Raw genomic sequence first — 26042 nt, 5'->3', positions numbered from 1 at the left:
GGCTCAGGACCGGTCTGCACGCAACGCAAACCCCCGATCGCACCGACCCGAGTGTCAACGGTAGGCGTGGTGGATGTGATGAGCGGCGACGGTGATCGCACCGAGTCCGGCCGGCAACGCGACCGCGGGGACGGTGAGCGCGGCGACTGCATTTCCTTGCCACCTTGGAAAATGCCACCTTGGTGGAGTTCGACGTCGCCAAAAGCACGCTGAGCAACGGCGTCCGCCACGGCCAGTTGGCGCTTGGACCGGACGGGACGGTCGCGGTGCCAACCCGGCGCGGGGCTGGGCGTTGACATCGACGAGGACTTCGTACGCGCGCGCCTGCTGTCTGGCTACTAGCATTACCAGCCTCAGCAGTCACACCCGTCACACCGGCTGGCGACGGCGCGGGCGCGAAGCCTTGTTTCTTGCATTTAGCGCCAGTAAATCGACTTTCACGCTACCCGTAAATCTCGCAAGACAGACATTTAGCGCTACACGCGCAGCTGAATCCCATATGATGGATCTTCTCGCCACATCCCGGGACGCTACGGCGTCTCCGGCGGACCGCCCCACAAACAGACCGCACCGCGGCACCCAACCCAACCAACACAACAATCAGACGGCCCTCAAGCCAGGAGCTGGCTTGTCGGTGCTCGGACCTAGTATGCGGAGCATGACGCGATATGTTGACGAGGATCTGCACGGTGCCGAGTTCCGCGAATGCGACCTGACCGGGGCGCGGCTGATCGGCGTTCTCATGCAGGATGCGGTGATCGACGGGCTGGTCAGCAACCTCGTGGTGAACGGTGTCGAGGTCACCGGATACGTCGAGGCGGAACTCGACCGGCGGCATCCGGTGCGGGTGCTGATCCGGTCCGAGGACCCTGCCGATCTGCGTGAGGCAGCGCGTCAGCTCCATTCCGGCTGGGCCGCCACGGTCCAGCGAATCCGCCGTACGCCCGGCATCGAGCACCGCAGCGTGAACGACGAGTGGTCGGCGGCACAGACGATGCGCCACCTGGTCTTCGTCCACGACTCGTGGTTTCGGCGCTGCTGCCTGGGCTCGACGGAGCTGTTCACGCCGATGGGCATCGGGACGACCGTCGAGCCCTACCGCGGAGCACACGGACTCGACCTCTCGCTGGACCCGGCCCTCGACGAGATCGTGAGCGTACGCGACGCGCAGACCGCCGAGCTCGAGGCGTGGCTCGACCAGGTCACCGATGCGCAGCTCGCCGCGTCAGCGCCGGTGCCCGACGACGATGTCTGGCCGCCGTACGCCCGGGGCCGCTCGGTGCTTCAGTGCCTCCGCACGGTGCTCAACGAGACCTTCGAGCACCACCGCTTCTGCGTCCGCGACCTCGACCTGATAGCCGAATCTGCGAACTAGCCCGGGTGTTTCATGCGGGGTGCGTGACACGGGCTTGAAATGCACGGAAGTGCCTGTCCTGTAAGGGAAGCTGGGCTTGTCTAGGGTCCAGGTTCTCTCGCGGGAAGGCACTCCGTAGGTGAAGGGTAGCAAGCGTGGTCGGCGGGTCAAGGTTGATGGGTCGGGGAAGGGGCTGGTGTCGCACGCGGGAGCGGTGCTGCTGGCCGAGCTTGCCGCTGATACGGGGCTGGTGGGCGCGGTGACCAGGGCGCTGGCCGATACGTATCGGGGTGTCTGGTTGCATGCTCCTGGGCAGGTGTTCGGCGATCTGGCGGTGGCGGTCGCCGATGGCGCGAAGACGGTGACCGGGATCGAGGTGCTGCGTGATCGGCGGGTGTTGTTCGGGCAGGTGGCGTCGATGCCGACGGCGTGGCGGCTGCTGGAACGCATCGATCCGGGGCATCTGCGGTTGGTGTCCGAGGCTCGCCGGATCGCGCGGGAGGCCGCGTGGGCGGCTGGAGCCGGCCCGGACCTGACCAGCGAGTTGATCATCGATGCGGACGCCACGATCCTGGTGGCCCATTCGGACAAGGAAAACGTCGCCGCCACCTGGAAACACACCTGGGGTTTCCACCCGTTGTTGACATTTCTGGACCGTCCCGAGGTCGCTGGCGGGGAGGCGTTGGCGGGGCTCCTGCGGCCGGGTAACGCCGGGTCCAACACCGCCGCCGACCACATCGAGCTGCTCCGGTTGACCCTGGAAGCGTTGCCAGCCATGGCCCGTCCCCGACCCGGCGATCCCGACGGGCCACGGGTGTTGATGCGTACTGATTCGGCCGGTGCGAGCAAGAAGTTCGCTGCCGCGCTGCGCCAGGCAGGTGTTCGGTTTTCGCTCGGGTTCACCGTCGATGAACGCGTGAACGCCGCCGTGGAATCGCTCCTGGAACCCGATGCGGGTGGGAGAAGGAAAAGCCGTCGCTGGAAAGCGGCGGTCAACACCGATGGCTCGACCCGGTCCGATACCTGGGTCGCCGACATCACCAACCTGGTCGAGCTGGACCAGTGGCCGACCGGGTCCCGGTTGATCGCCCGGCTGGAACCACTGCACCCCGGCGCGCAGACCACCCTGTGCAACACCACCAACTGCGGCCGGTACCGGATCACCTGCTTTCTCACCGACACGCCCGCTCACGGCCGGCACCGCCTGGACGGTGGGGTGCCAGCGCTGGACTTGCGCCACCGCCAGCACGCCCGGGTCGAAGACCGTATCCGGCAAGGCAAAGACACCGGACTGCGCAACCTGCCCTGCTATGCCTTCGACCACAACGCCGCCTGGCTCCAGATCGTGCTAACCGCCATCGACCTGATCACCTGGACCAAACTCCTCGCCTTCAACGCAAACCCGGACCAATCTGACCTCGCGACATGCGAAATCGACACGTTCCGCTACCGCGTCCTGCACGTCGCCGGGCAACTGGTGAACAAAGCCCGCCGCATCCATCTGCGCCTGGACCGCGACTGGCGATGGACACCCGCCCTGACCACCGCGTTCACCCGCCAACGCGCCGCATTCGGCCACACCTAACACAAACCCCACCCAGCCACTCGACCCGAAAGGACCAGGAACCCGCCCACCCGGCGCGACAACCGGGCCATCGCCATCCCCAAAAGCTAGAACATCGACCGAACTCCACCAGAGCCACCCGGCGAAGATCAACTACCACCGACATGAAAGATCGAGGCTAGGGTCTGTTTCGAAGCACCACGTGGATGAGAGTCGAGATCCAAACGTCGCTCTGCCGGTGCCGGACGGAAGCCCAAATAGCAGCGCTATGGTGGGTTTTCGGCCGGTGCCGGCAGGCGGCGTTTGGGCTCGGCTAAGTTTGTCCAATGGCACGATTTTGCTTATGAGAAAAGGCGAAGACCTCGCCCCCCAGGTGCTGGACGGACGCTCGACCGTGTCCCGGCACGCCGCGTACGACCAGCTGCGCCAGCTCGGTGAGCCGGTCCGCGGCCACACGCCGTATGGCGAATGGACCTGGGTGGTCACCAGATACGACCAGGCCAGGGCGGTGCTCGCCGACCCGCGGATCAGCAAGATCGACCCGGCCGACCTGGCCCGGGATCCGGGCGCGGAGGTGAACAATCCCTTCGCCGACAACATGCTCAACCACGACCAACCCGAGCACACCCGCCTGCGCAAGGCGGTCCAGCCGGCGTTCGGCCGCACCGCATCGCCGCGCTTCGCCCGCGCATCCAGGAAATCTGCGACGAGCTCATCGACGGGTTCGCCGGTCGCGGCGAGGCCGAGCTGATCAGCGACTTCTCGTTCTTGCCGCCGATCGACCGCGCCCCTGCGGGTCGTCTGCCATAAGTTCGACGCAGCGGCGGCAACGGTTCGGTCGGTCACCGCCTCCACCGCCAAGAGGCTGGTCAGGCCGTGCCACAAACCGCCGGATCGTCGGCCACCCGCGGCGCGGTGCGGCCGCGTACGACCCGGCCGCGCCGTTGGTTATGCGGCCGGTCGGGGTCCGGCGGCGCGCCGAAGCCGGTTGGCCACGGCCAGGCCGAGTCCGGTCTCGACGGGCAGGGACGCCACGACGAGGTCGCAGCCGCGCCGGTCGAACTCGCGCAGGAAGCCATACAGGCCACGTGCGTACGCCGCCATGGAGTCGGGCACCGCCACAACGGCGTGGAGCCCTGCCACAGCGCCAGTCGCCGACGGCGACAGCCGCGACGGGAGCAGCGCGCCGACCCGGTGTCCCAGCTCCCGCGCGGCTTCGGCTTCGGCGACGACCTTCTGCGGATCAACGAGAACGACCCGCGCGCGCGGCGCGTAATGCGACGGGTGCTGGCCGGGCACGCGAACCTGGCTCGTCTCCGGCACCGCCACCGTGCCGCCGAGCAGCGCTTCGATGTCCTCGCGGGTCACCCCGCCCGGACGCAGGACGCTGGGGCTGTCGCTGGTGGCGTCGACGATCGTGGACTCGACGCCGACCTGACAGGCACCGCCGTCCAGCACCATGTCGACGGCGTCGCCGAGCTCCGAGCGGACGTGATCGGCGATGGTCGGGCTGACCGAACCGAAACGGTTGGCCGACGGCGCGGCGACACCCCCGCCGAACGCCGCGAGCAGGCCGAGCGCCACCGGGTGGTCGGGCACCCGTACGGCCACCGTCTCCAGTCCACCGGTCGCGGCCAGCGACACGCGCCTGCCCCGCCGCAGCACCAGCGTGAGCGGCCCGGGCCAGAAGCGTGCGGCCAGCAGCCGCGCCGTAGCCGGCACGTCATCGACCCAGTCGGCCAACTGCGCCGCGGCGCCGATGTGGACGATCAGCGGGTGCGACGCAGGCCGACCTTTGGCGGCGAACACCCTCGCCACGGCTGCCGCGTCCTCGGCATTGGCGCCCAGCCCGTACACCGTCTCCGTCGGGAAAGCCACCAGGCCTCCCGCGCGGAGAACACCGGCCGCCTCCTCGATTTCAGCGGTGCTGACCGTCACCCTTGCCCTCTCGCCACCTGTTTGCCAGCCCTGTGCCGGCGCCCTCTAGAGCGTAGAACGGGCGACGTCCGCGCCAGCGCCGGCACCAGGGCTTCTGATGCTGCTTTGTCGTTTTGGATCGACTCAGCTGACATTGAAGGAGACGGTGTGCCAACCGCTGGACCCATTCGGGAACGGGTCGGCGCGCTGGTTGGTCTGGATGGCGCCGGTGCCGTCCGTCGCGCGTACGGACAGCGACTGCAGCCCAGTGCTGGCCGGCGTCCAGTCCCAGACCCACTGCCGCCAGGTCTGCGTGTTGGCCGCGGCCGCCATCCTGGCCGGTCGCCAGTCGCCGTCGCCGACTCGCACCTCCACTTTGGACACTCCACGGTTCTGGGCCCATGCCATTCCGGCGACCTTCACCGTCTTTCCACGGGAAAGCTCGCTGAGCGCGCGAGGTGTGTCGATCCGCGACATTGTCTTGATCGGCGCGGTGGCGGCCCAGTGTCGTCGCACCCAGTACGGTTTCGGGCCGGCGGCGAAGGTGGTGAGCTCCAGGTCGGTGATCCATTTCGTTCCGGACACATACCCGTACAGGCCAGGCACGATCATCCGGACCGGAAATCCGTGCGCCAGCGGCAATGGCTCACCGTTCATGCCGATCGCCAGCATCGCGTTGGGGACCCTCATCGCCGCGTCGGTTGGTGTGCCACACGTCCAGCCATCCTGGGACGTGGTAAAAATCTGGTCCGCGTCCGGGTGTGGGCCGGCCTCACGAAGAATGTCGATGAGGGGCACACCCAGCCAGCGCGCGTGGCCAGCCAGCTGGCCGCCGATTTCGTTGGAAACACAGGTGAAGGTGATGTCACGCTCGATGAGTCGGCGGCGCAGCAGATCGGCGTAGCCAAGCGTGATCTCCCTGTCGACCATGCCATGGATCCGCAGCAGCCACTGATCGGGATTGATCTGCGGCAACACCAACGCGGTGTCGACACGATAAAAGGTGGAGTTCGGCGTGGTGAAGGACGTGAGCTCCGGCACCTTGAGGTCGACACTGGCCGGCAACGGCGGCGCTTGGCTGCTCGGCTTGGGCAGCACGATGCGGCGCCGCGCCGCGGTGACGTCGAAGCGTTTGCCGAGCAGATACGTGCCGGCGCCACCGCCGAGCAGCGCCACCGCGGCCGCCGCGCCGCCGGTCGTCAGCAAACCCCGGCGGTTGACCGCGAGTCGCTTGCGATCCCGCGTCGACCCGGCTCGATCGGCAGTGCCCTCGCTGGTGTCGTCGTCAGGGTCGCTCGGTGAGGTGGGTCGGCGGTGAATGTGCCGGGTGAACAGCATCAGGGCGGCGATGCCGGCGACCGTACCAACGATCGACGGCGCGGCGGCAAGCGGCGAGGCATCGGGTGAGGTCTGGGTGGCGACGATGCCGATCGCTCCGAACACGGCGATGCCGACGACGCCGAGCCGGCGGTTGACAGCGGCGACAAATCCCACGATCGCGGCGAAAACGGCGACGAGGGCATAGGTGGAGAGCAGCAGTACGAGCTTGTCATTCTCACCGAAAGCGCGGATCGCGAATTCTTTGACGGACTCGGGAGTCAGCCGGATCACACCCTGGCCGACGGCGTTGACCGGGGCGGAGGTGGGACCGGTCAGGACGGCGACCAGTTGGGCGACTCCGAGTGCGACAGCCGCGGACACCAGCCCGACCATCGCGGACAGCAGAATGCCCACAGGAAGACCCGCCGGCCGGGCCTGCGGTTTCGGCGACCGTTGCGAGGTGCTCGACGTCGTGGATGTCATACCCGATGTTCGTTGCCGGTTGCCCTTCGGATGGCGCGTACGGCAAAGACGTACAGTCACGACGATGACCTTGTCCGCCAACACCTTGTTGAGCTGGTCAGCCGGGATCTTCTTGAAAGCGTCATTGGATGGCGCGAAAACCGGCGCCGCCAGCAGGCTGTTGAGCGTGTCGATCAGCCCTGCCTTCGCTCATCGCCATGGCAAGTACACCTGCAGCGGCAACTGGCGCCGATGCGTACGAACTTGTTGGTAGGCACTGCGGCCGGACAGTCACCTTCGGCGCGTCTGGCCAGCGACGCGTGGATGCCGATTTGATGGACGGTGACGACAACCGACACGACTTCCTGCTCTCGATCCACCCAGCGCGCGCGAAAGCAACGCCATAAATTGGTGGGTTGCGTGCGGGAGTTGCCGGACGTACACCGGACAATTTTGCGGAATCGGCGATCACCACCCAGCTCGGCGCCGGTTTCTCGCACCTGGGCGAAAATACTTGTCCACAGATGTGTGTGGTGGCGTGTTTTTGTCGGTGGGGCCGGTATTATTGGAGGCATGAGCGCCCCTTCCGCCACCACCGCACCGGTAGGTGACCCGTGGCCGGAAGAAGACGCGAATGTGCTCGTTGGGATGTTGCGCGACGCCGAGCGTGAATACCGCAAGGCCGCGGCGCGTGTGTTGAATATCGTGAAGGCGATCGACCATAAAGAGGCCTACCTTCAGGCCAAATCGACGCAGCAGGTGCTGGAAGACCAGTTGTTGTTGTCGCAGGCTGAGGCTCGTCGTCGGGTGCAGCGCGCTCGCGCGTTCTGTCCGGGTATGACGTTGACCGGTGAGATGTTGGCGCCGAAGCTGGACATCGCCGCCGAGGCGATGCGCCGCGGCGATCTGGCTGATTCGCAGTTGGATGCGATTCGTACGGTGATCACGAGGTTGCCGGCGCACGTGGATTTCCAGCAGCGCCGTGAGGCCGAGGCCGCGATGGTCGAGGGCGCCAAACACATGGACTCCGGCCGTCTCTACCGGCTCGGCACCCGGTTGCATGCATATCTGGACCCGGATGGTGCGGCGCCGTCGGAAAAAGAAGACGCGAAGCCGCGCCGAGAGCTGCACCTGCACACGGGTCGCGACGGCCGCGTAGCGTTGCGCGGCATCCTGGACGCGGAAACCGGTTTCCTGTTGCAGGAAGTGCTCTCGCCATTGGCCAAACCCGAGAGCGAGGACGGCAAGCCTGATCCCCGGTCGGCGGCCGAGCGCAACGGTGACGCGCTAGCGGAAATTCTGGACTTGGTGGCTGATGCGGGGAAGTTGCCGATTCAGGGCGCGGAGCGGCCGCATCTGACCGTGACGATCTCGTGGGAAATGCTGCGCGACTGCCTCGGTGTGGCGCGCGCGTACGAAGGCCTCACTATCAGCCCGGAAACCGCGCGGCGACTGGCCTGCGATGCGGACATTATTCCGGTCATCCTCAGCTCCGAAGGCGTACCGCTGGATGTCGGCCGCAAGGAGCGCCTCGCCGGTCCAGAGTTGCGGAAGGCGTTGATCGCGCGCGATAAAGGCTGCACCCGGCCCGGATGTACCCGGCCGGTCCGGCATACGAGAGCGCACCACATTGTGTCTTGGGTGGACGGCGGCACGACATGCCTGGAAAATTGCGTGTTGCTGTGTCCCAAACATCATCGCGAGATTCACCACACCAACTGGACCGTACGGATGAACAACGGCCACCCCGAGTTCATCCCGCCAATTGCTGTGGATGTCGAGCAGAAGCCGCTGCGAAATACCTACCACCTGTACGGCTGACCGAACAGGTGGATCACCAACCAACAACACACCCGCTCGTTCCTCGACTCAGCCACAAGAAACCTGAGACGAGGAACGAGCGCGTCCCCATGCATTTCAGCCCGACCCAGGGCACCGCCGAGGCGTGAGAATCGTGCGCCAACCACGAGATCGGCGTCGGCTCCCACACCCCGGTCACATGGGCGAGACACGGTCCAGGACCGGTCCTGACGGGCATCCGGATGATGGTCTTGTCGGGCTCGCCGAACAAGCGGAGGTCATCGTGCACCGTACGGCTCGTTGGACCGGCTGGTGGTCGTTGCTCCGGGAGAGAACCGCAACGTATTGGTTGGGAAAGGCATCGACGGCGGCCAGCATTTTGTTTACCGCGGCGGCCTTCGTGGCGCTTCCGGCGGCAGCCGCCGACGTGCCGCCGCCGGCCTCGGGAAAGACGCTGACCGTTGGTCCTGGTGGTCAGTACGCGACGGTCCAGGCGGCGGCGGACGTGGCTCAGGCCGGCGACAACGTGCAGATCGCGCCCGGCACGTACAGCGGTGGGCTCACCCTGCGGCGCAGCGGTTCGTCGGGTAAATACATCACGTTCTACGGCGACGGCGGGACCGCGGTCATCACCGGAAGCGGCGGGAGCAAAGGACTCATCGCCATCGGCGGCAATTCCTGGGTGCGGTTCATCGGCGTGACCTCCAAAGGCTCAAGCGGCTTCGGCGCGATGGCCAACGGGGCGCACGACCTGGTGTTCCAGGACTTCGGCGTCGACGGCTCCTCGGACGGCGGGCTGGTCATCCTCAACACCGCGAACGTGCTGGTGGACGGCTGCGAGATCCGCGGCACGAACGGACGCGGCACCTCCGCCGACCACGAGGCGCTGTCGGTCGGTTCCGGCTCGACCAACGTGGAAATCCGCGGCTGCCACGTGCATGACAACGGCGAAGAGGGCATCGACATCAAGTACGACGACGACGCTCAGGCCAAAGTCCATGACAACGTCGTGTCGGGAAACCGCGGCCCGAACATCTACGTCGACGGATCGTCCAACGTCGATATCTACAACAACGTCACCAGCGGCACGAGAAACAACACGAAGGCCGGCATCATGCTGGCGGTCGAGAACTACTCTTCCTCGAAGAGGTTGGACAACGTACGCCTCTTCAACAACGTCTCGGATGGCAACGCGTCGTCCGGGCTGACCTTCTGGATCGAGGACACCGGCACACTCTCCAACATTCAGGTCATCAACAACACGTTCTACGGCAACGGCAACGAGGCAATCACCTTTCTCACCGACAGCTTTTCCGGACAGAACGTGCTGCGCAACAACATTTACGGCGAGGGCGACGTCTTTGACGGCCATTTCACCAGCGACCACAACATTTCCGGTAACCCCGGGTTCGTGGATCCGGGCAACGGCGACTTCCACGTCGGCGCCGGCTCGGCGGCGGTGGACAGCGGCTCGGCGACCGGCGCACCGGCCTTCGACCTGGACAACCACCCGCGACCGGCGGGCGCCGGCTTCGACATCGGCGCGTACGAACGCTGACGGCCCGGCACGCCGACGGCTACGTCAGAATGTACGGTGTGCCGGTCCGCTGTACGCGCTCACCCATACGGCTGACGAAGTGTCGTTGGTCTGCGCGGCACAAGACATTCCCGCTGGCGCACAGAAACACCAGGACGGGTGGTCAGCACTCGTGGTCGACGGACCGATGGACTTCGCCCTCACCGGCGTCCTCGCCGCCATCGCCACCCCGCTGGCCGACGCCGGAGTCTCCATCTTCGCGATCTCGACGTACGACACCGACTACGTCCTCGTCCGCGCCCCCGACCTCACGACCGCAACCGAGGCCCTTCGCTCGCACGGCCACACCGTCCATCCCTGAGCGCCGCCCGTAGCCACGGCCCGGCCAGAAGTCCGGCGGCGATTTGTCCGGCGCCGGCGACGAGCAAGGTGGGGCCGGCACCGACGGCGCCGATGATCGAGCCGCCGACGAGCAGGCCGACCGAGACGGCGCCGTCGTGTACGAGCGCCTCAACGGCAAAAGCGGCGCGTCGATGGGCGCCGTGCGTGCGGGTGGTGATCAGACGGTTGACGGCAGCGATGCCCAGCGGCATGGAGAACCCGCCCAGAGCAGCTACGACGCCAATTGTCGGCAGAGACGATGTGGCGGTGGGCAACATGACGAAGGTGGCGCCGAGCACGATCCAGCCGGTGGCGGCGGTTGCCAGCGGCGGCAACCGACGAGCGAGCACCGGCGCAAGAAGTGCGCCGGCCAGGGAGCCGGCACCGTAGCCGGTCATGCCGGCCGAGATGAGCAGGCCGGGGCGGGTGGTTTCGGCGCCGAGGATGGCCAGTCCGAGGGTGAAGGCAAACCATGCCAGGCCGCCGACGCCGCCCATGATCACGACGCGGCGTATGTCTGGGTGCTCAGTCAACACGTGCCGCAGCGCCGGCGCCTGGGCCGCGGGCTCACCGGAGGCGGCGGCTGTGCCGGTGGCGCGCACGGTCAGCAGCATGAGCGCGCCCACGGCTCCGGCGGCCGCCTCCGCCCACAGCAGCGGGAACGGTCCGCTGGCGGTGATCGCCCAGCCGGCCAGCGGCGGCGCGATGATCATGCTGCTGCGGTGTGCCAGGTCCTGCCAGGCCAGCATCCGGGCGGCTGCTCCGGATCCCAGTGGGTCGCAGATGTCCGAGAGCAGGGCGCGTTGTGCGGGGCCGCTGAGCGCGTTGGCGCTGCCGGTGATCAGCCCGGCGGCGACCAGGTGGAGCGGGCCGACGGTGCCGGTCGCCGCGGCGACCGGGATCACCAGGAGACCGAGCACTCCCACCGCGAGGACGCCGGCCAGAGCGGGCCCGGTCGTCAACCGTTGACGCAGGCCCCGCGCCCACCAGGCCGAGGTGAGCAGGGGAACCCCGATCGCGCCGCCGACCAACCCGGTGGTCCAGGCCGAGCCAGTCTCCGCGAGGGCGACGAGCGGCAGCGCGACCGCGGTGGCGCGCTGGCCCATCCAGGTGACAAAGGTGGTGGTCAGCATGATGGTGACATCTCGGCGAATACCCACGGCGTTGATCCTGGGCTGTGGCCGGATCGCCTGGTAGTGAGCGGATCGGTGCAGCGGCTCATACGCTGTGCCTATGAGCTCCCTGCCCACAGTAGAGGACCTACGACTTGTCGAGGCGCTGCTGCGGCACGGATCGCTGGGCGCGGCCGGCCGGGAACTGCGGATCAGCCAGCCGTCCGCGAGCAACCGGCTGGCCGCCTTGGAACGGCGCATCGGCGAGCGACTTTTCGATCGGGACACCACCGGCGCGCGCCCCACCCCGTCAGGACGGGCTCTGGCCGCGGAGGCGGCCCACGTCCTCGGTCATCTTGAAGGCATCTTTGACCGGACCCGTGCGGCGGCCCGCGGTGAGGTGTTGAGCGTGGGCACCTTCCCCAGCCTCGCGGCGTGGCTTTTTCCCGCGCTGAGCCAACTCCTCAGCTCCACCACCCTGCACCAGGTCACCGATCACGGCGACCGTTTGGTCGAGTGGGTGGGCGAAGGCTCCCTGGACGCGGCTGTCGTCACCATCGCCGACCAACTGCGGCTGCCCGCCGCCGCGACCGCAGTGCCCTTCGCGAGCGATCGGCTGGCCCTGTTCACCCCGCCGGGCGTACGCGTCGGTGCCGGCCGCCGACCGTTCCTGGGACTGGATGTCGTGACCCACAGCTACCACCCGTCCAGCGAGGCGATGCACCGGCGGCTGTCCGAACTCGGTGCCCGCCCACGGCCGGCAACCACCGGGGAAACCGCCGTACGGATGAGCCGGCTGCTCGGCTGCCCCGCCATCCTGCCCCGCGGTCTCGCCGTCGCCTACGCCGCCCCAGACGACAAGCTCACGCAGGCACCGGTGCAGGCTCGCTTCACGCTGTTCCTCGTCACCCGACGCCCGTCACCGCCCGCCCTGGCGGCGGTGACCGGCGAACTGGCCACCCTGCTTGGCCTGGCGCCCACTGGACCTCCCCGGCCGACCGCCACAGCACTGGACCCCACGTAGCCGCACAGCGGTCCGAACGACCCGCCACGTGCTCTCCATCACTTCCGCGCGATCGCCTTATCCAATTGGATTGTGCATCCGCGCAAGCCCTGCGTATGCTCCGGTCGCGCGCCGCGGTAAGCCGGCGCGATGACGAGAGAAGGTGGGGCTGACATGCGGATCTGCGTTTCGGGTGCGAGCGTGGCCGGTCTGGGTGTGGCGCACTGGTTGCACCGGTACGGGCACGACGTGACGGTCGTGGAGCGCGCGCCGGGCATCCGGCCTGGTGGCGCCGCGGTCGACTTCCGCGGGGCGGCGCTGGGCGTGTTGGACCGAATGGGCCTGCTCACCGCCGTCACCGAGCACCAGACCCACATGGGTGAGGTGGCGGCGCTGGACGCCGACGGCGTGGTGGTGGCGACACTGCCGCCGCAGGCGACCGCCGGCGAGGTGGAGATCCTCAAGTCCGACCTCACCCGGATCCTGTACGAGATCGGCGCGCCGCGGGTCCACTATCTGTTCGACGACTCGATCACCACGCTGGACCAGCACGACGACGGCGTACGGGTCGGCTTCCGCAACGCCGGCGAGCAGACGTTCGACCTGGTCGTCGGCGCGGACGGGCTGCACTCCAACGTACGCCGCCTCGCCTTCGGCCCGGAGTCGGCTTACGTCCACCACCTGGGCATCTACGGCGCGTTGTTCACCAGCGACAACTTCCTCGGTCTGGACCGCTCCGGCGTGCTCTACAACTCGCCGGGCAAGAACGTGCTCGCCTTCGCCGCGCGCGACAACAGCGAGCTGCGCGTCGGCCTGTCCTTCACCGCCACGGAACTGCCGTACGACCGGCACGACACGGCCGAGCAGCGCGGGATCATCCGGCGCCGGTTCGCCGGCGACGGCTGGCAGGTCCAGCGACTGCTGACCTCGATGGACACCGCCGACGACTTCTTTTTCGACTCCTCCAGCCAAGTGCGGATGACGTCGTGGTCGACCGGCCGCGTGGTGCTGGTCGGCGACGCCGCGTATTGCGCGGCGCCGACCTCCGGACGCGGCACCTCCCAGGCCCTCATCGGCGCGTACGTCCTCGCCGGCGAGCTGGCCACCGCAACCGACCACTCCACGGCTTTCGCGGCGTACGAGGAAAAACTCCGCGGCTACGTCGCGCACAACCAGCAACTCGGCCGCGACGGCGCGAAATGGTATTTCCAGCCACCGTCGCAGGAGACGGTCGCCAACCTGGCCACCCCAGCCGACTATCCATTGCGACTGGCCGAATATCCGGTCCGCTGAGCGCGGCGAAGAAGAAGGACTCATGGCTCGGATTCAGCAAATGCCCGCTGTCACGGCGAAAACCGCCGGCCGCCCGACCCTGTCGGTGGCGATTGTGCTCGCGGCGGCGTTCCTGGTGTGGGCCGACTCGTCGATCGTGAACGTTGCCGTGCCGGTGCTGCGCTCGGACCTGCACGCCACGTTCGGCCAGGCCCAGCTGGTCGCCGCGAGTTACCAGATCGCGTACGCGGCGCTGCTGGTCGTCGGCGGCCGGCTGGGTGACCGGTTCGGCCGCCGCCGGTTGTTCCTGATCGGACTGGCGGGCTTCGCGGTGGCCTCGCTCGGCTGCGGCCTGGCACCGACCGCACAGACACTGATCGCTCTGCGCGCCGGGCAAGGCGTGGCGGCGGCGTTGATGTTCCCGCAAACCCTGTCGGTGATCCAGGTCGTCGTACCCGCCGCACGACGACCGCTGGCGCTCGCGGTTTTCGGCATCACCAGCAGCCTGGCCACCATCGCCGGCCCGCTGATCTGCGGTGTCCTGTTGCGTGCCGACCTGTTCGGCCTGACCTGGCGGCCGGCGTTTCTGGTCAACCTGCCGGTCTGTGCGCTGGGACTGCTGATGGCCCTGGGATTTCTGCCGGAGTCGCGTTCGGAGGACACTCGCACGATCGACATCCCGGCGGCCGTGCTGGTCGCGTCCGCGCTGACCGCGACGATCGTCGGGCTGGTGGAAGGCAACGAGGCCGGCTGGCCATGGTGGTCGATCGGCCTGCTGGCCAGCGCGGCACCGCTGTTCGTCCTGTTCCATTTGCGCTGCCGGGCCGTACATCGCCGCGGCGGCACCGCGTTGGTCCCGCCGCCGCTGTGGCGCGACCGTACGTTTGTGGTCGGGCTGCTGGTGTTCGTGCTGTCGTACGTCTGCGTTCCGGCGTTTTTCCTTTATCTGTCGGTCACGTTGCAAGACGGCTTCGGTCAGAGCGCACTTGGCAGCGCGCTGATCGCCACACCGTACGCGCTGGGCGCGATGGCCGGTTACCAGCTGTCGGTCCGGCTGCGTCGCGCACTTGGCGGCCGCGGCTGCGTGTCCGCCGGCACCGCTGCCTGGCTGGTCGGCTCGGCCGGTCTTCTCCTCGCGGTCGGCCAGCAGTCGCTGACCGGTCCGGTGCTGCTGTCCGCGCTGGTCGTCAGCGGTCTCGGCCTGGGATGCATGCTCGCGCCGCTGCTCGGCGTCATCCTCGGCGGCGTGCCACCGGCGCACGCCGGCGCGGCGTCCGGCATCCTCAGCACCGGCCAGCAGATCGGCGGCGTCCTGGGCATCGCGCTGGTCGGCATGGCCTTCACCCAGCCGCTGTCGGCCGGCACCGAGTCGGCCCATTACCGCGCCGCGCTGTTCGCCGCGGTCGTCGTCATCACGATCGCGGTGGCGGTCAACGCCGTACTCGCGCGTTTTCTGCCCGACGACAGGCCATAGCGGCATCCACACCTCGCCTTGCGCGCACGCTTAAGGCGCTTGCCTGGCGCGTATGCCTGACCGTCGAGTACGCTCGCCGCGGCGTTGCCCGCGATGGAAGGAAAAGGTAGTGCGGATCGTCCGCTATCACCGCGGCGGCGGCCCCGAGGTGCTGCAGTTGGACGAGGTGCCGCGGCCGCGGCCGGGGCCGGGCGAGATCCTGGTGAAGGTCTCGGCCGCCGGTGTCTCGTTGCCGTCGGCACGCGGAACGCGGGTCGCGACCGGGCCATGGCCAGTCGCACCGGGCGGTGAGGTCGCCGGAACGATCGTGGCCGTCGGCCCCGAGGTGGACCGCTGGCGGATCGGCCAGCGAGTGGTCTCGGTGGCGTTCAGCGGCGCGTACGCCGAATACGCGGTCGTGCCCGCGACGGTGACATCGGCTATCCCGGACGGGGTCGCCGACGCGCCGGCGGTTTCGTTGCTGCACAACGGACACGTCGCCATCGGCGCGCTCTACGCCGGCCGGATGACGACCGGCGACCGCGTCCTGGTCACCTCCGCGGCCGGCGGCGTCGGCCACCTCGCCCTGCAACTCGCCAAGGCACTGGGTGCGCGGCGGGTGGTGGCCGCGGTCGGATCGCCGGGAAAGACGCGTTCCTGCGGGAGCTCGGGGCGGACGCCGCGGTCGGATACGGCGAGCCGGCGCCACCCTGGGACGAGCCGGTCGATCTGGTGCTGGACGGCGCCGGCGGTCCGGCACTCTCGCGTGGCATCGCCGCGCTCGCGCCGTTCGGCCGGTTGGTCAGCTACAGCGCGGCCGGCGGCTCGGTCGAGGTCAACGACCTTCGCGGGCAGTCGCGCAGCATCGTCGGCTTCGCCGTGGCCAACCTCATGCGCCACTCACCGCGCGCGTACGCCGAGCATGGCGAGCAGCTGTGGCGCATGGCCGCCGAAGGCAGCGTGTGCGCGCGCGTGCATGCCGAGCTGCCGTTGGCCAGCGCCGCGGAGGCGCACCGCATCGTCGAATCGCGGCAAAGCCGCGGAAAAGTCCTGCTACGGCCGTAGCGGCAGAGAGATTGGCGAGAGATGGGCAATCGTGAGGACCTGCTGGCCGGCGCCCGTAAGTGCCTGGAGGAACGGGGCTGGGCCCGCACCACCGTACGCGACATCGCGGCGGCGGCCGGGGTGAGCATGGCCGCGATCGGCTATCACTACGGCTCCAGGGAAGTGCTGCTCACCGCCGCGCTGGTCGAGGCGATGGACGAGTGGGGAGACCGGATCGCCGCGGCGTTGGTCGAGGACGACAGCGAGAATGCCTCCGCGGCCGAGCGGTACGAAGCGCGCTGGTCACGGCTGATCGCGGCGATCCGCGAAGACCGTACGCTGTGGTTGGCCAACCTGGAGGCGGTGCTGCAGGCCGAGCACATGCCCGAGTTGCGTGAGCATCTGGTGGCCGGCCAACGCGCCGGCCGGCGCGGCATGGCCGCCGCGGTCGCGGCCAGGCCCGACGGGACGGTGCCGGACGACGTCGTTCGTACAGTCGGCTCGGTGCAGCTTGCGTTGCTCACCGGGACGATGCTGCAACTGCTCAACGACCCGGACGAGGCGCCTTCCAGCGCCGATCTGGTGGCCGGGATCCGCGCCATCGCCGACCTGCTCGGCAACCAGCCCGCCGCCAAGAAGCGCCGGAAAAACAAGGCATAACTGCTCACCGAGCGGCCAGCGATCGCTCCAGCCGGCGCAGGGTGAGCGCGAGCATCGTCGCCGCGGCGGCCGCGATGCAGAGGACGAGCGGCGTGGCGCCCCAGCCGCCGGCGGCGTCGGCCACGGCGGCCACCAGGGGCGGGCCGGCGAACTGGCCGAGAATCCCGCCCTGCATCACGACCCCGACCGTGGTCGCGGCCGCCGCCGGCGAGGGCGCCACGTCCAGCGCGGCGGCCAGCGCGGTCGCCGGGATCATGCCGCCGGCCAGCGACAACAGCGCGGCCGCCGCCAGCCGCCACCCCAGGCCAAGCCCGCCGGCGTACACGGCGATGCCACTGAGCCCCATCAGCACGCTGGCCGCGCAGATCACCGACCACCGCGGCACGCCGCGCCCGCGCAACCACCCACCCAGGATGTTGCCCGGCACGTTGGCGACGGTGACCGCGGAGCTCAGCGCGGCCGCCCACGCCGGCGACAGGCGGTATTCGGTGAGCAGCAGTGTCGGGAGAAACGCGACCACCGACAGGTATTGCAGCGAGTACGCCGCGAACGTCGCGGTGAGCCGCAACGGACCACGGCTGGCCAGTACGGCCCTGAGCGTGGGCAGCAGCCGGCCGGAGGCGTGCCGGGTGCCGGCGATGTCGCGGGTCGCGAGCGCGACCAACAGCAGCCACCCGGCCGCGAGGGCCGCAGTGGCCGCCCACATCAGCCGCCAGCCACCCAGGCCCGCGGCGACCGGCGCGGCCAGGATGCCCAGCGTCGTCCCGGCCGGCATGAACGCACCCCAGATCCCCATCACCAGGCCGCGGTCACGCTCCGCGCTGAGCTGACGCAGCAGCGGCGGCACGGACAGCACGGTGAGAGCCAATCCCACACCCTCAACGAACCGCGTCGTCAGCAGCACCATCGCACCCGGAGCGGCGGCGCCGAGCAGGCTGCCGGCGGCCACCGTGGCCAGACCGGCCAGAGCCGAGCGGCGATGTCCGATCCGATCCGCACCAGCCCCGATCAGCAGCCCGAAGATGCCACCGGCGAGGTTCACCGCGGAGATCACCCAGCCGCCAACCGCCAGCGAAACGCCGGTGTCCGCGCGTATCGCCGGCAACGCGCCCACCGCCTTGCCGATCTGCAGCGCGGCCACCACACCGGCCCCGACAAGCACCAGGACGGCGGTCCATCGGGTCCGCACGTACGCCCTCCGCGGCTCAGGCAATCGTTTCAGGCGTACGCATCATGCACATGCATTGCGCAAATGCGCAAGACGCGGTTACCGTCACCAGGAAAGGAGACCGGCATGCCTGTGGACGGAGGAATTTCTCGACATGATGGAGTCCTACGGCCGTTCACCGCGGCTCGGCGCCGGACTGTCCACAAAGGACACCGAGGCCCGAGTTGGACCGGCGCTCATCGGCGCTCTACGTGCACCTGGCCAGGACACCGTAGCTAGGGTCTGTTTCGAAGTCCCACGTGGATGAGAGTCGAGATCCAAACGTCGCCTGCCGGTGCCGGACGGAAGCCCAAACAGCAGCGCTATGGTGGGTTTTCGGCCGGTGCCGGCAGGCGGCCCGAGAAAGCTGTGACAGCGGCTCGGCTATCGCCGCGTCGGACTTCGAAACAGACCCTTAGTGTCCCGTCATTCCCCCCGGGACGGCGTCGCGCAGGAACGATACGAGCAATGCGTTGACGAGCTCGGACGACTCCAGCGGCAGCAGGTGGGTGCCCGGCAGTACGGCGAGCCGCGCGTTCGGGATGGCGGTGGCGACGTCGACCGCGTGTTGCACCGTCGCAATGTCACGGTCGCCCTGCATCACCAGTGTCGGTGCGGTGACGGCGGCAAGTTGGGCCAGGTCGATCTCCGGTTCGGAGTCGATCATCCGCAGCGTTTTCTCATACACGACGTCGAAATGCTCCGGACCATCCGGGGACGTCGCGGCGTATCCCTGCCGCAGAGCCTGTTTGCCGGTCTCGCTGTGCATGAAGCGATCGATGTCGGTGTCCGCGATCCGGCCCGTGGAATTGTAGAACTGGCCGATCAGCACCAGCCGGTCGACAAGGTCGGGCCGGCTCAGTGCGACCAGCAGCGCCACCACCGCGCCGTCGCTCCAACCGACCAGATGCGCCGGCTGGCCGACGACGGAATCCAGGTATGCCACGGTGTCTTCGGCCATCAGCTGATAGCTCAGCGGTCCCGGCACGTCCGGCGTGTGAGCATGTCCGCGGCGTTCCGGCACGCGTACGGTGAAACTCGAGTCGACGAGCGGTTTTGCTTGCGCGGCCCAGCTCACCGCGCCGGTAAAACCGCCGTGCAACAACACCAGCGCCGGGCCGGTGCCGGCCACCTCGTGCCAGGTCCGCCGGCCGGCGACCTCGACATAACCGGCGCGAAATCCGTCCAGAGTAGGCGTAGATTCGGTCATATTCCACAGCCTACGACATGGTGCTCACCTTCGCCGATAGCACCAAATCCGCGTCAGATAAGGGTAGTCAAAAGATTGCGGCAGGGCGCCCGCCAGCGCCGCGGCCCGCTGCCGCACCTGTTCGCGTTCGGCGGGCGACAGTGCGGCGATGAACGAGGTGGAGAGAATGCGGTCGACCAGGCCCTGCCGGTTTGTCGGGCTCGGATTGGGAAACTCCGCGTACGCTTTTTCCGCGAAACCCGGGAACGCGTCGACGACAGCCTTCCACCGCATCGTCGCAAACCGCGGCGTGTCCCCCGCGTACGGCTCGACGAGCGCATTATGCTCGGCAACCCACGGCACCCGGAGGTCACGCTCATTCCACAGCAGGATCATCGGCGCGTCGTCAACCAGACAGCGGTGAAATTCCCGGAGAACGTCGGTCGCGGCGAACCAGTGGAAAGCGGTGGCCGCGACAATCCCCGACAGCGCGCCATTCCGGAATGGCAGCCGTCCCGCCGCCGCGCGCAACCTGTGCGGCCCGGCAGGACAGCGCTCGATCATCGCCTTCACCGGCTCCACCGCGATCACCGGAATCTTTCGCTCGGCCAGCGGCATTGTCAGCGCTCCGGTGCCGGCACCGATATCGGCCACCGACTCACCGTCGCCCGGCAGATGCGCCACCACCCACTCGACCGCCGGCGCCGGATACTGTGGCCGGCCACGCACGTACGCGCCGCTCTGCCGCCCGTATCCCGATCGTGCCGTCTCATTCAATGAACTCTCAGCCACGCCGACGAGAATAGGTCAGCTGGTCCAGTGTCCCGGGTGTTTCATGCGGGGTGCGTGACACACCCGGGCTAGCCCGCCCCGCATCGGTCTGACTGGCGCGGGCCGACCTGTCGTGACGTGATCAAAGTCGCCTGAGCAGCTCTGCCTTCTTGGTGTCGAACTCCTGCGGGGTCAGCACTCCCTGGTCGCGCAGCGCGGCGAGTTGTGCGATCTGGCCGGCGATGTCGCCGCCACCACCGGCCGGCGCCGGCTGAACGCGGAACTTCGACCGGATCCCGTGTACGCGCAGCCGGTCATCGAGCTCCCGGCATTTCTTCGCCTGACCCATCACCGTCAAACCGGTGAGCATCTCCAGTCTCAGCAGCACCTGGACGCCGGCGTCGTCGACGTAGTCGAGGTGAATGTTGTTGGCCTGCGCCAGATCGGAGTCGGGCTGTCCGGCCACGCCACTCATGAGCGATTCGACCGTGCTGACCTGACGCACCACAAACCGCAGGTCGTTGACCGCCTGATATGGGATCCGCAGCAGATTCCAGTACGACCTGCTGCCGACGGTCGGTTCCAGCCGGAATTCATCGCTCATCAGGTGAAACTTGATCTCGCCAGCCTTCGCCTTCGGCAGCGAGGCCAAGCCACCTTTGTAGACGACCTTGTACGTCTCCAGCGGCACGTCGCCGGTCGTTTCCTCTTTTTTCGCAAACAGTCCCATTGTCACTGTTCCTTCCCGACTACTCACGGCACCGATGGTGACGGTCGGGGTAGTGTAGCGATAAAACCTCACCCGGCAACCGAAAACCAGCGAAGCGCGGGCGGTCCGGCCGGCTATCGGATGCCGTAGACGACGTAGTCGTTGAAATGCTGCCAAAGGGTGCCGGTTTCGGTGAACCCGGCGACACGGAGAGCTTCGGTGTGCAGGGTGGGCGTGACACCCAGGCTTCCGGAAATGACCCGGAAGCGGCGGTCGCGTTCGGCGATGAGCTCGGCGAAGCCGTCGACGGCGCGGAACCGTCCCCACCAGCCTTCCCAGTCGGCCGCGCCACCCGAGAACGCGGCTTCCTGCTGACCGCTGTCATCGGCGGCGCTGGCCGTGTGGAAGAAAGAGCCGGGAGCGCCCGATGACAGGTGGTCGGCGTTGAAGAACGCCCCGCCGCGGCTGATGAGGCCGGCAAGGGCCTCGTACAGGACGACGAGCCGGCCGCTGGGCAGCCAGTGAAGGGCCGTACCGTACTCACCGCCGAGCTGATCAACGCGGTTTATGGAATCGACGTCCTCGTCGACCGCGAACCCATCTCCGGAATCATTCGCGTCACCTACCTGTCTCCAGTCTCCGCACGCACCTGAACCCCATTTTCCGGCGTTCAACGGCCATCCATCAGGGAGTCGACGCGCTGCTGCAGATCGTCCCGCAATGCTGGACATTGGCTCGGATTCGGATAATGGCAGTCCTGGTGGTGTCGCAGATATTCCTGGGCCTGGCGGATCTTCTCCATCCGCTGGTCCAGGATCTCGACGTGTTGTTCTATCACCTCCTGCGAGGCGCGACCGCGTGGTCCGGCGGCGATGATCCGCGACACCGCACGTAGGCTCAACAGGCCGGTATCGGTGTAGAGCTTGACAAGCATCAGCCGCCGCAACTGCGCGGGGCCGTACCAGCGAACCCGGCCGCGGCGCGCGGCGGGCGCCAACAATCCCAGCTTTTCGTAGTATCGCAAGGTCGATGTCGGTACGCCGAACTTTCGGGCCACCTCGCCGATCGACACGAGCTCCGTCTCGTTCACGTGCCGAGTCAAGGATCAACGCGTCGGGCTGTCAAGCCGACGCATGCAGACCGGCGGACGTACGGACGGGATGTATCCGAGATAACAGACGCCCGCACTTGCATTGAAGTGCGCTTCAACGCGCACTCTGGCAAACGTCGACGGTCTTGCCTGGACGGAGTGTGGAAAATGGCGACAAGGACGACTGGTGAGCACGCGATCGCAGGCCCAACAGCCAAATCCGGAATGACGCTGGCGGTGTTGCTGGTCGCCGGATTCACCTACGGACTTTCTTCGGTCATGGTGATCCCGGCACTGGGCGAGATCGGTCAGCGGTTCGGCGTGTCCACCGGCACCTCGTCGTGGGCATTGACGATCAATCTGCTCGGCGGCACCGTGATCACGCCCATCTTCGCGCGGCTTGCGGACCGCTACGGGCGCCGCAGCATGCTGCTGGTCGTCATGGGAGCACTCGCGATCGGCAGTGCGATCTGCGTTGCCGCGCCGTCCTTTGCCGCACTCCTGGCCGGCCGTTGCCTGCAGAGCGCGGGGGCGGCCGTTTTCCCGATCGGATTCGGGATCATCAGCGCCACCCAACCGCCGGGCCGGGTCAGACTGGGCATCGGCCTGCTCAGCGCGATGACCGGACTCGGTGGCGTCGGCCTCCCGTTGGCCGGTGTCCTGGTCGGGCTCGGCGGCTTGACAGCGCTTTTCCTTCCCGCGCTGGTGTTGGCGACGCTGACCGTGCTTGGCGTACTCGCCGCTGTCCCGGCCGAGCCGCCGTCGTCGGCGCCGGTGAGGATGGACTGGGCGGGCGCGGCGCTGCTCGCGGTCGCTCTCGTGTTGATGCTGATCGGAATTGACCGTGGACCGGAATGGGGTTGGGGATCCATCCCGGTCCTGTCCTTCCTGGTGGCCGGAACCGTGGCGATGAGCGCATGGGTGCGACTGCAGCACAACGTGCCCAGTCCGCTGGTGAACATGCGCGTTTTCCTGACTCGCCCGGTCCTGATGAGCAACCTGAGCGCGTTTTTCATCGGGTTTGGCATGTACGCCGGATACGTTCTCATTCCCCAACTGGTGGTCAACCCGGTGCACGCCGGAAGTGGTTTTGGGTGGTCGGTGACCGCGGGCGGCCTGGTCCTGCTTCCGGCAATGGTGCTGATGCCGCTGGGCGTACAACTGGCCACCCGGCTCGCTCGACGCAGCGGTCCCCGTAGCCTGCTGATCGCCTCGATCGCCATCATGCTCGTCGCCTTCTGCTGGCTGGCCGCCTGGCGGCACTCACCCCTCGACCTGGCCGGCGCGAGCGTCCTGCTGGGCCTGGGCGTCGGCGCCGCATACGCCGTACTTCCCAACGTCATCGCCGAATCCGTGCCGCCGGCGGATCTCGGCGTGGCCACCGGGATCAACCAGATCGTCCGAGCCGTCGGCGGAGCCTTCGGCACCGCCGTGTCGGCCACCGTGCTCACCGCGACCGCCGGCGCCCAGGGACAACCGACACCAGCCGGCTACACCATCGTCTTCACCATGCTCGCCGCCGGCACCTCACTGGCCGGTCTCACGGCCGGCGGCCTCACCGGAAACCAGACCCGCTGACGCGCAAATTGGTGAGACAAGGAGCGAATTCTCCAAGCCATTCCCGGCCAATTGGCGCACCTCACGCGCGTTCTGCGCATCGGCCAGGGGCGTCAGGCATCTCGGGATGTGAAGGCGCGGTCAGGTCTGCTGGCAGGTCCGTCCGACCAGCGTGCCGTCCGCGCGGTAGCCGATGGCGCAGACCGTTTCCTGGCCGGTGCCGCTCACGCTCAGCAGAGGCGGACCTGCCCCTTCCTTGCCGTGCACGATCGAGACCGCGCCACTGGCGGTGTGCAGTTCCATGTCGAAGTGTCCGACGTACGGTGGCGCGGTTCGTTGCGTGTACGCGGTGGCCGTCCAATTGTTGAGCGGGCCGCTGATGTTCACGTCGATATCCAGGCAAACCGTACGCTCACAGGTCGTCACCACGGTCGCGGCGGCTGGCTGCGGCAGACACATGGCCGTACCGACCGCGGCCGCGCAGCCGATGCCGGCGATGAGCAGACGGGCTGACGTTTCCCGCATGGCTACTCCCATTCCGGTCCCCACCGGCTGACCCGTGAAGTCTCCTGGCGGCCGGACAGCGTCGTCCACACCTTTCGGTTCAGCCCGAAAACAGCTGGCGTTTCGGCTGTGCCGTACGGCGCGGTGATCGCCGAGCGCTCGCCCGCGGCTCCACCGATGGCTTTCCTATGTGGAGGTTGTGGCGGTTTTGTGCCTGCTGGCTTGGTCGGTGGGCTTCTGGTGTGCACGGATGAACAGCGCTGTCAGCAGACTGCCGGCAACGAAAAGCGTCGTTACGATGAGCAGTGCGGCGTGCATTCCGGGCAGGAGACTCCGTTGTTCGCTGACCAGACCACCGAGCAGTGCGACGCCAAGGACCGAACCGACCTGACGGGTGGCGGTCAGCACTCCCGACGCGACGCCCGCGTATTGCCGTGGCGCGTCGATGAGCGCCGCCGAGGCGACCGCCGGCTGGCATGCTGACTGACAGAGCCCGAGCAGCGCCAGACCGATCGCCACCGTCCAGTACGGAGTCCCCGTGTCGGCAAAGGCCAGCAGCAGGCTGGCCGCGGCGCCGGCGACCTGCCCGAAAAGCAGGGTGCCGGTCACCCAGCCGCGCCCGATCAGCCTGCCGGCGAACAGCGGTCCGACGGTGGTCACCGCCGCGAACGGGAGCAGAGCCAGTCCGGTGCCCGAGGCCGTGAAGTGCCTGGCTTCCTGAAAATACAGGGACAGGACGAACAGCTGTCCGTAAATTCCGACGCTGAGGATGAGCCCGACCAGCGACGCGGCCGAGAACTGGCGGTTGGTGACCAGGCCGGGCGGCACCATCGGCTCGGCCGCCCGACGCTCGACTGCGACCATCGCGGCGGCGGCGACGACCGTGACAACCAGGGTGGCAAGTACGACAGGGCTGTTCCAGCCTTGACTGCCGGCTTCCGTGAGCGCGATGGCGGCGGAAGCCAGCGTCACCATCCCAAGGAGTTGACCGCTCAGGTCGAAGCTGTGGCTGTGCAGCGCCGTTTCTGGAGCATTCAGGGTGAGCAGCAGCCAGGACAGCACGGCGATGGGGACATTGACGAAAAAGATCGCGCGCCAACCGAGGCTGTCGACCAGCAAACCACCAGCCAGCGGACCAAGGACCGTGGCCGCACCGGCGACCGCCGCCCACCGACCGAACGCGCGCGCCCGCGCGGTCTGTTCCGAGTAAAGGTGGCCGGCCAGCGCGAGCGCTGTCGGGAGCATCAGCGCCGCACCCGCACCCTGCAACGCGCGGGAGCTGATCAGGATCGCCGCTGACGGAGCAAAACCGCAGGCGAGCGACGCGATTCCGAACACCGCCAGGCCGACGGTGAACACCCGTCGCCCGCCGAACCGATCCGCGGCCGCACCGGCGGACAACAGCAGGGCGGCGAACATCAGGTTGTACCCGTTCACCACCCATTGGACTTCGGTGATCGTACTGTGCAGGCCCTCCTGGATGCGTGGTGCCGCCACATTGACGATCGTGGTGTCCAGAACAATGATGAAGACACCAAGCAGCACGCCGGCGTACGCGATTGTGGGATTGCTGTTTTTCCGTGTCATCGCGCTCCTGCTCTCAGGATGACGCTGCGGCCGTCGTAGTCTCTTCAATGCGTGCGATGGTTTTCTCGCTGATACGCCGTAGGTCATCGAGCTGGCGTTCGGTGAGAGCGTCGAAGAGATAGGTCCGGATGCTCTGCGCGTGCCGCTCCGCCGCGCGCCGGAGCATGTCGGCACCTTCATCGGTCAGTCGAACGGTCCATCCACGTGCATCGGCGGGGTTGGCTTCCCTGCGTAGCAGCCCGTCCTGTTCGAGCCGGGTCACGGCGTACGTGATGCGGCTGGGGTTGGACCGCGTACCGGTCGCCAGATCGGTCATCCGCATGGGGGCCGGGTGGGCCTCGCCGAGGACGAACAACAACTCGTAGTAGCTGCGGGGGATGCCGACGTCGCGCTTGAGGTCGCAGTCGAAATGGTTGAACAGGTCGCGGGTCATCCGGGAAAAGACCCGATAGGTGCGCTGCTCGGCAGGCGTGAGCCAGGGAATCTCGATCAACGGGGCCTCATTCGTAGATTGTTCAGTACTGAACTAGCTGCGACGAACGACGGTAC

The 26042-nt window shown here is 67.8% G+C and carries 24 protein-coding genes and 1 pseudogene; 13 read left to right on the top strand and 12 right to left on the bottom strand.

All coding sequences use genetic code 11. The features are described from left to right. The first annotated feature begins 658 nt into the window (after window positions 1–658). The 3 genes from GNX95_RS20480 (at window position 659) to GNX95_RS20470 (ending at window position 3669) form a co-directional block, all read left to right on the top strand. On the top strand, window positions 659–1375 hold the full coding sequence (locus GNX95_RS20480; protein WP_163509006.1) for a DinB family protein: 717 nt from the start codon (window positions 659–661) through the stop codon (window positions 1373–1375). A 118-nt stretch (window positions 1376–1493) separates the two neighbouring features. Further along, entirely contained in the window at window positions 1494–2939 is a 1446-nt protein-coding gene (locus GNX95_RS20475; RefSeq protein WP_163509005.1) for an IS1380 family transposase, read from the top strand. Window positions 2940–3261: 322 nt separating this feature from the next. Further along, a complete protein-coding gene (locus GNX95_RS20470; RefSeq protein ID WP_163509004.1) occupies window positions 3262–3669 on the top strand; it encodes a cytochrome P450 family protein in 408 nt (135 codons plus the stop codon). A 197-nt stretch (window positions 3670–3866) separates the two neighbouring features. Here GNX95_RS20470 and GNX95_RS20465 read toward each other — a convergent pair whose 3' ends face one another. Then, a complete protein-coding gene (locus GNX95_RS20465) occupies window positions 3867–4856 on the bottom strand; it encodes an L-threonylcarbamoyladenylate synthase (protein ID WP_163509003.1) in 990 nt (329 codons plus the stop codon). A gap of 123 nt (window positions 4857–4979) precedes the next feature. Further along, window positions 4980–6638 (bottom strand): molybdopterin-dependent oxidoreductase, encoded by a 1659-nt coding sequence (locus GNX95_RS20460; protein ID WP_163509002.1) that lies wholly within the window; start codon window positions 6636–6638, stop codon window positions 4980–4982. A gap of 627 nt (window positions 6639–7265) precedes the next feature. Here GNX95_RS20460 and GNX95_RS20455 point away from each other — a divergent pair. The 3 genes from GNX95_RS20455 to GNX95_RS43310 all read left to right on the top strand — a co-directional run bounded on the left by GNX95_RS20455 (window position 7266) and on the right by GNX95_RS43310 (window position 10315). After that, window positions 7266–8438 (top strand): HNH endonuclease signature motif containing protein, encoded by a 1173-nt coding sequence (locus tag GNX95_RS20455; RefSeq protein WP_163509001.1) that lies wholly within the window; start codon window positions 7266–7268, stop codon window positions 8436–8438. 379 nt (window positions 8439–8817) lie between these two features. Beyond that, window positions 8818–9975, top strand: a complete 1158-nt coding sequence (locus GNX95_RS43315; RefSeq protein WP_163509000.1) for a right-handed parallel beta-helix repeat-containing protein — start codon at window positions 8818–8820, stop codon at window positions 9973–9975. A gap of 79 nt (window positions 9976–10054) precedes the next feature. Continuing rightward, a complete protein-coding gene (locus GNX95_RS43310) occupies window positions 10055–10315 on the top strand; it encodes an ACT domain-containing protein (protein WP_246281685.1) in 261 nt (86 codons plus the stop codon). On the opposite strand, the gene GNX95_RS20440 is transcribed toward GNX95_RS43310, so the two are convergent. After that, entirely contained in the window at window positions 10263–11495 is a 1233-nt protein-coding gene (locus GNX95_RS20440; RefSeq protein WP_163508999.1) for an MFS transporter, read from the bottom strand. The genes GNX95_RS43310 and GNX95_RS20440 overlap by 53 nt on opposite strands. A gap of 73 nt (window positions 11496–11568) precedes the next feature. Between GNX95_RS20440 and GNX95_RS20435 the strand changes: the two genes are divergently transcribed. The 6 genes and pseudogenes from GNX95_RS20435 to GNX95_RS20415 all read left to right on the top strand — a co-directional run bounded on the left by GNX95_RS20435 (window position 11569) and on the right by GNX95_RS20415 (window position 16879). Continuing rightward, on the top strand, window positions 11569–12471 hold the full coding sequence (locus GNX95_RS20435; RefSeq protein ID WP_163508998.1) for a LysR family transcriptional regulator: 903 nt from the start codon (window positions 11569–11571) through the stop codon (window positions 12469–12471). A 153-nt stretch (window positions 12472–12624) separates the two neighbouring features. Beyond that, a complete protein-coding gene (locus tag GNX95_RS20430; RefSeq protein ID WP_163508997.1) occupies window positions 12625–13743 on the top strand; it encodes an FAD-dependent monooxygenase in 1119 nt (372 codons plus the stop codon). Between the two features lie 40 nt (window positions 13744–13783). Then, window positions 13784–15196, top strand: a complete 1413-nt coding sequence (locus GNX95_RS20425) for an MFS transporter (RefSeq protein ID WP_163508996.1) — start codon at window positions 13784–13786, stop codon at window positions 15194–15196. A 52-nt stretch (window positions 15197–15248) separates the two neighbouring features. Continuing rightward, window positions 15249–15566 (top strand): annotated as a pseudogene (locus GNX95_RS44345) (alcohol dehydrogenase catalytic domain-containing protein); the annotation flags it as partial. After that, entirely contained in the window at window positions 15530–16240 is a 711-nt protein-coding gene (locus GNX95_RS44070) for a zinc-binding dehydrogenase (protein ID WP_425483916.1), read from the top strand. The pseudogene GNX95_RS44345 and the gene GNX95_RS44070, both read left to right, overlap by 37 nt. A gap of 21 nt (window positions 16241–16261) precedes the next feature. Then, a complete protein-coding gene (locus GNX95_RS20415) occupies window positions 16262–16879 on the top strand; it encodes a TetR/AcrR family transcriptional regulator (RefSeq protein ID WP_163508995.1) in 618 nt (205 codons plus the stop codon). A 4-nt stretch (window positions 16880–16883) separates the two neighbouring features. Here GNX95_RS20415 and GNX95_RS20410 read toward each other — a convergent pair whose 3' ends face one another. From GNX95_RS20410 to GNX95_RS20385, 6 genes are all read right to left on the bottom strand, one after another. After that, window positions 16884–18068 (bottom strand): MFS transporter, encoded by a 1185-nt coding sequence (locus tag GNX95_RS20410; protein WP_163508994.1) that lies wholly within the window; start codon window positions 18066–18068, stop codon window positions 16884–16886. Window positions 18069–18501: 433 nt separating this feature from the next. Further along, window positions 18502–19296 (bottom strand): alpha/beta fold hydrolase, encoded by a 795-nt coding sequence (locus tag GNX95_RS20405; protein ID WP_163508993.1) that lies wholly within the window; start codon window positions 19294–19296, stop codon window positions 18502–18504. Between the two features lie 24 nt (window positions 19297–19320). Beyond that, window positions 19321–20067: a class I SAM-dependent methyltransferase gene (locus tag GNX95_RS20400; RefSeq protein ID WP_163508992.1), complete on the bottom strand. Its 747-nt coding sequence runs from the start codon at window positions 20065–20067 to the stop codon at window positions 19321–19323. A gap of 121 nt (window positions 20068–20188) precedes the next feature. Further along, on the bottom strand, window positions 20189–20776 hold the full coding sequence (locus tag GNX95_RS42585) for an SHOCT domain-containing protein (RefSeq protein ID WP_222853778.1): 588 nt from the start codon (window positions 20774–20776) through the stop codon (window positions 20189–20191). Between the two features lie 113 nt (window positions 20777–20889). Continuing rightward, window positions 20890–21429: a hypothetical protein gene (locus tag GNX95_RS20390; protein WP_163508991.1), complete on the bottom strand. Its 540-nt coding sequence runs from the start codon at window positions 21427–21429 to the stop codon at window positions 20890–20892. Beyond that, a complete protein-coding gene (locus tag GNX95_RS20385; RefSeq protein WP_163508990.1) occupies window positions 21426–21827 on the bottom strand; it encodes a MerR family transcriptional regulator in 402 nt (133 codons plus the stop codon). Before GNX95_RS20385 ends, GNX95_RS20390 begins: the two co-directional genes overlap by 4 nt. Window positions 21828–22013: 186 nt before the next feature. Here GNX95_RS20385 and GNX95_RS20380 point away from each other — a divergent pair, with 186 nt between their 5' ends. Next, window positions 22014–23423, top strand: a complete 1410-nt coding sequence (locus GNX95_RS20380) for an MFS transporter (protein WP_163508989.1) — start codon at window positions 22014–22016, stop codon at window positions 23421–23423. Between the two features lie 120 nt (window positions 23424–23543). On the opposite strand, the gene GNX95_RS20375 is transcribed toward GNX95_RS20380, so the two are convergent. From GNX95_RS20375 to GNX95_RS20365, 3 genes are all read right to left on the bottom strand, one after another. Further along, complete coding sequence (locus GNX95_RS20375; RefSeq protein ID WP_163508988.1) at window positions 23544–23927, bottom strand: hypothetical protein; 384 nt, start codon at window positions 23925–23927, stop codon at window positions 23544–23546. Between the two features lie 165 nt (window positions 23928–24092). Further along, window positions 24093–25580 carry an MFS transporter gene (locus GNX95_RS20370; RefSeq protein WP_163508987.1) on the bottom strand — a complete coding sequence of 496 codons (1488 nt, stop codon included), beginning with the start codon at window positions 25578–25580 and terminating at the stop codon, window positions 24093–24095. Beyond that, complete coding sequence (locus tag GNX95_RS20365) at window positions 25507–25986, bottom strand: MarR family winged helix-turn-helix transcriptional regulator (protein ID WP_222853777.1); 480 nt, start codon at window positions 25984–25986, stop codon at window positions 25507–25509. The genes GNX95_RS20370 and GNX95_RS20365 overlap by 74 nt, the downstream gene beginning before the upstream one ends. Between the last annotated feature and the right edge of the window lie 56 nt (window positions 25987–26042).

Source organism: Fodinicola acaciae, assembly GCF_010993745.1.
In the GTDB taxonomy this organism is placed as follows: Bacteria; Actinomycetota; Actinomycetes; order Mycobacteriales; family HKI-0501; genus Fodinicola; species Fodinicola acaciae.
Note: the sequence above shows the minus strand (reverse complement) of the source record. Positions and strands in the feature narration are given on the sequence as shown.

What these genes read in the sequence shown, in the direction of transcription:
- GNX95_RS20415 (WP_163508995.1), top strand. Translation starts at nt 16,262, where the DNA reads ATGGGCAATCGTGAGGACCTGCTGGCCGGCGCCCGTAAGTGCCTGGAG.
- GNX95_RS20430 (WP_163508997.1), top strand. Translation starts at nt 12,625, where the DNA reads ATGCGGATCTGCGTTTCGGGTGCGAGCGTGGCCGGTCTGGGTGTGGCG.
- GNX95_RS20460 (WP_163509002.1), bottom strand. Translation starts at nt 6,638, where the DNA reads ATGACATCCACGACGTCGAGCACCTCGCAACGGTCGCCGAAACCGCAG.
- GNX95_RS20370 (WP_163508987.1), bottom strand. Translation starts at nt 25,580, where the DNA reads ATGACCTACGGCGTATCAGCGAGAAAACCATCGCACGCATTGAAGAGA.
- GNX95_RS20405 (WP_163508993.1), bottom strand. Translation starts at nt 19,296, where the DNA reads ATGACCGAATCTACGCCTACTCTGGACGGATTTCGCGCCGGTTATGTC.
- GNX95_RS20470 (WP_163509004.1), top strand. Translation starts at nt 3,262, where the DNA reads ATGAGAAAAGGCGAAGACCTCGCCCCCCAGGTGCTGGACGGACGCTCG.
- GNX95_RS42585 (WP_222853778.1), bottom strand. Translation starts at nt 20,776, where the DNA reads ATGGGACTGTTTGCGAAAAAAGAGGAAACGACCGGCGACGTGCCGCTG.
- GNX95_RS20380 (WP_163508989.1), top strand. Translation starts at nt 22,014, where the DNA reads ATGGCGACAAGGACGACTGGTGAGCACGCGATCGCAGGCCCAACAGCC.
- GNX95_RS20425 (WP_163508996.1), top strand. Translation starts at nt 13,784, where the DNA reads ATGCCCGCTGTCACGGCGAAAACCGCCGGCCGCCCGACCCTGTCGGTG.
- GNX95_RS20375 (WP_163508988.1), bottom strand. Translation starts at nt 23,927, where the DNA reads ATGCGGGAAACGTCAGCCCGTCTGCTCATCGCCGGCATCGGCTGCGCG.
- GNX95_RS20480 (WP_163509006.1), top strand. Translation starts at nt 659, where the DNA reads ATGACGCGATATGTTGACGAGGATCTGCACGGTGCCGAGTTCCGCGAA.
- GNX95_RS20435 (WP_163508998.1), top strand. Translation starts at nt 11,569, where the DNA reads ATGAGCTCCCTGCCCACAGTAGAGGACCTACGACTTGTCGAGGCGCTG.
- GNX95_RS20455 (WP_163509001.1), top strand. Translation starts at nt 7,266, where the DNA reads ATGTTGCGCGACGCCGAGCGTGAATACCGCAAGGCCGCGGCGCGTGTG.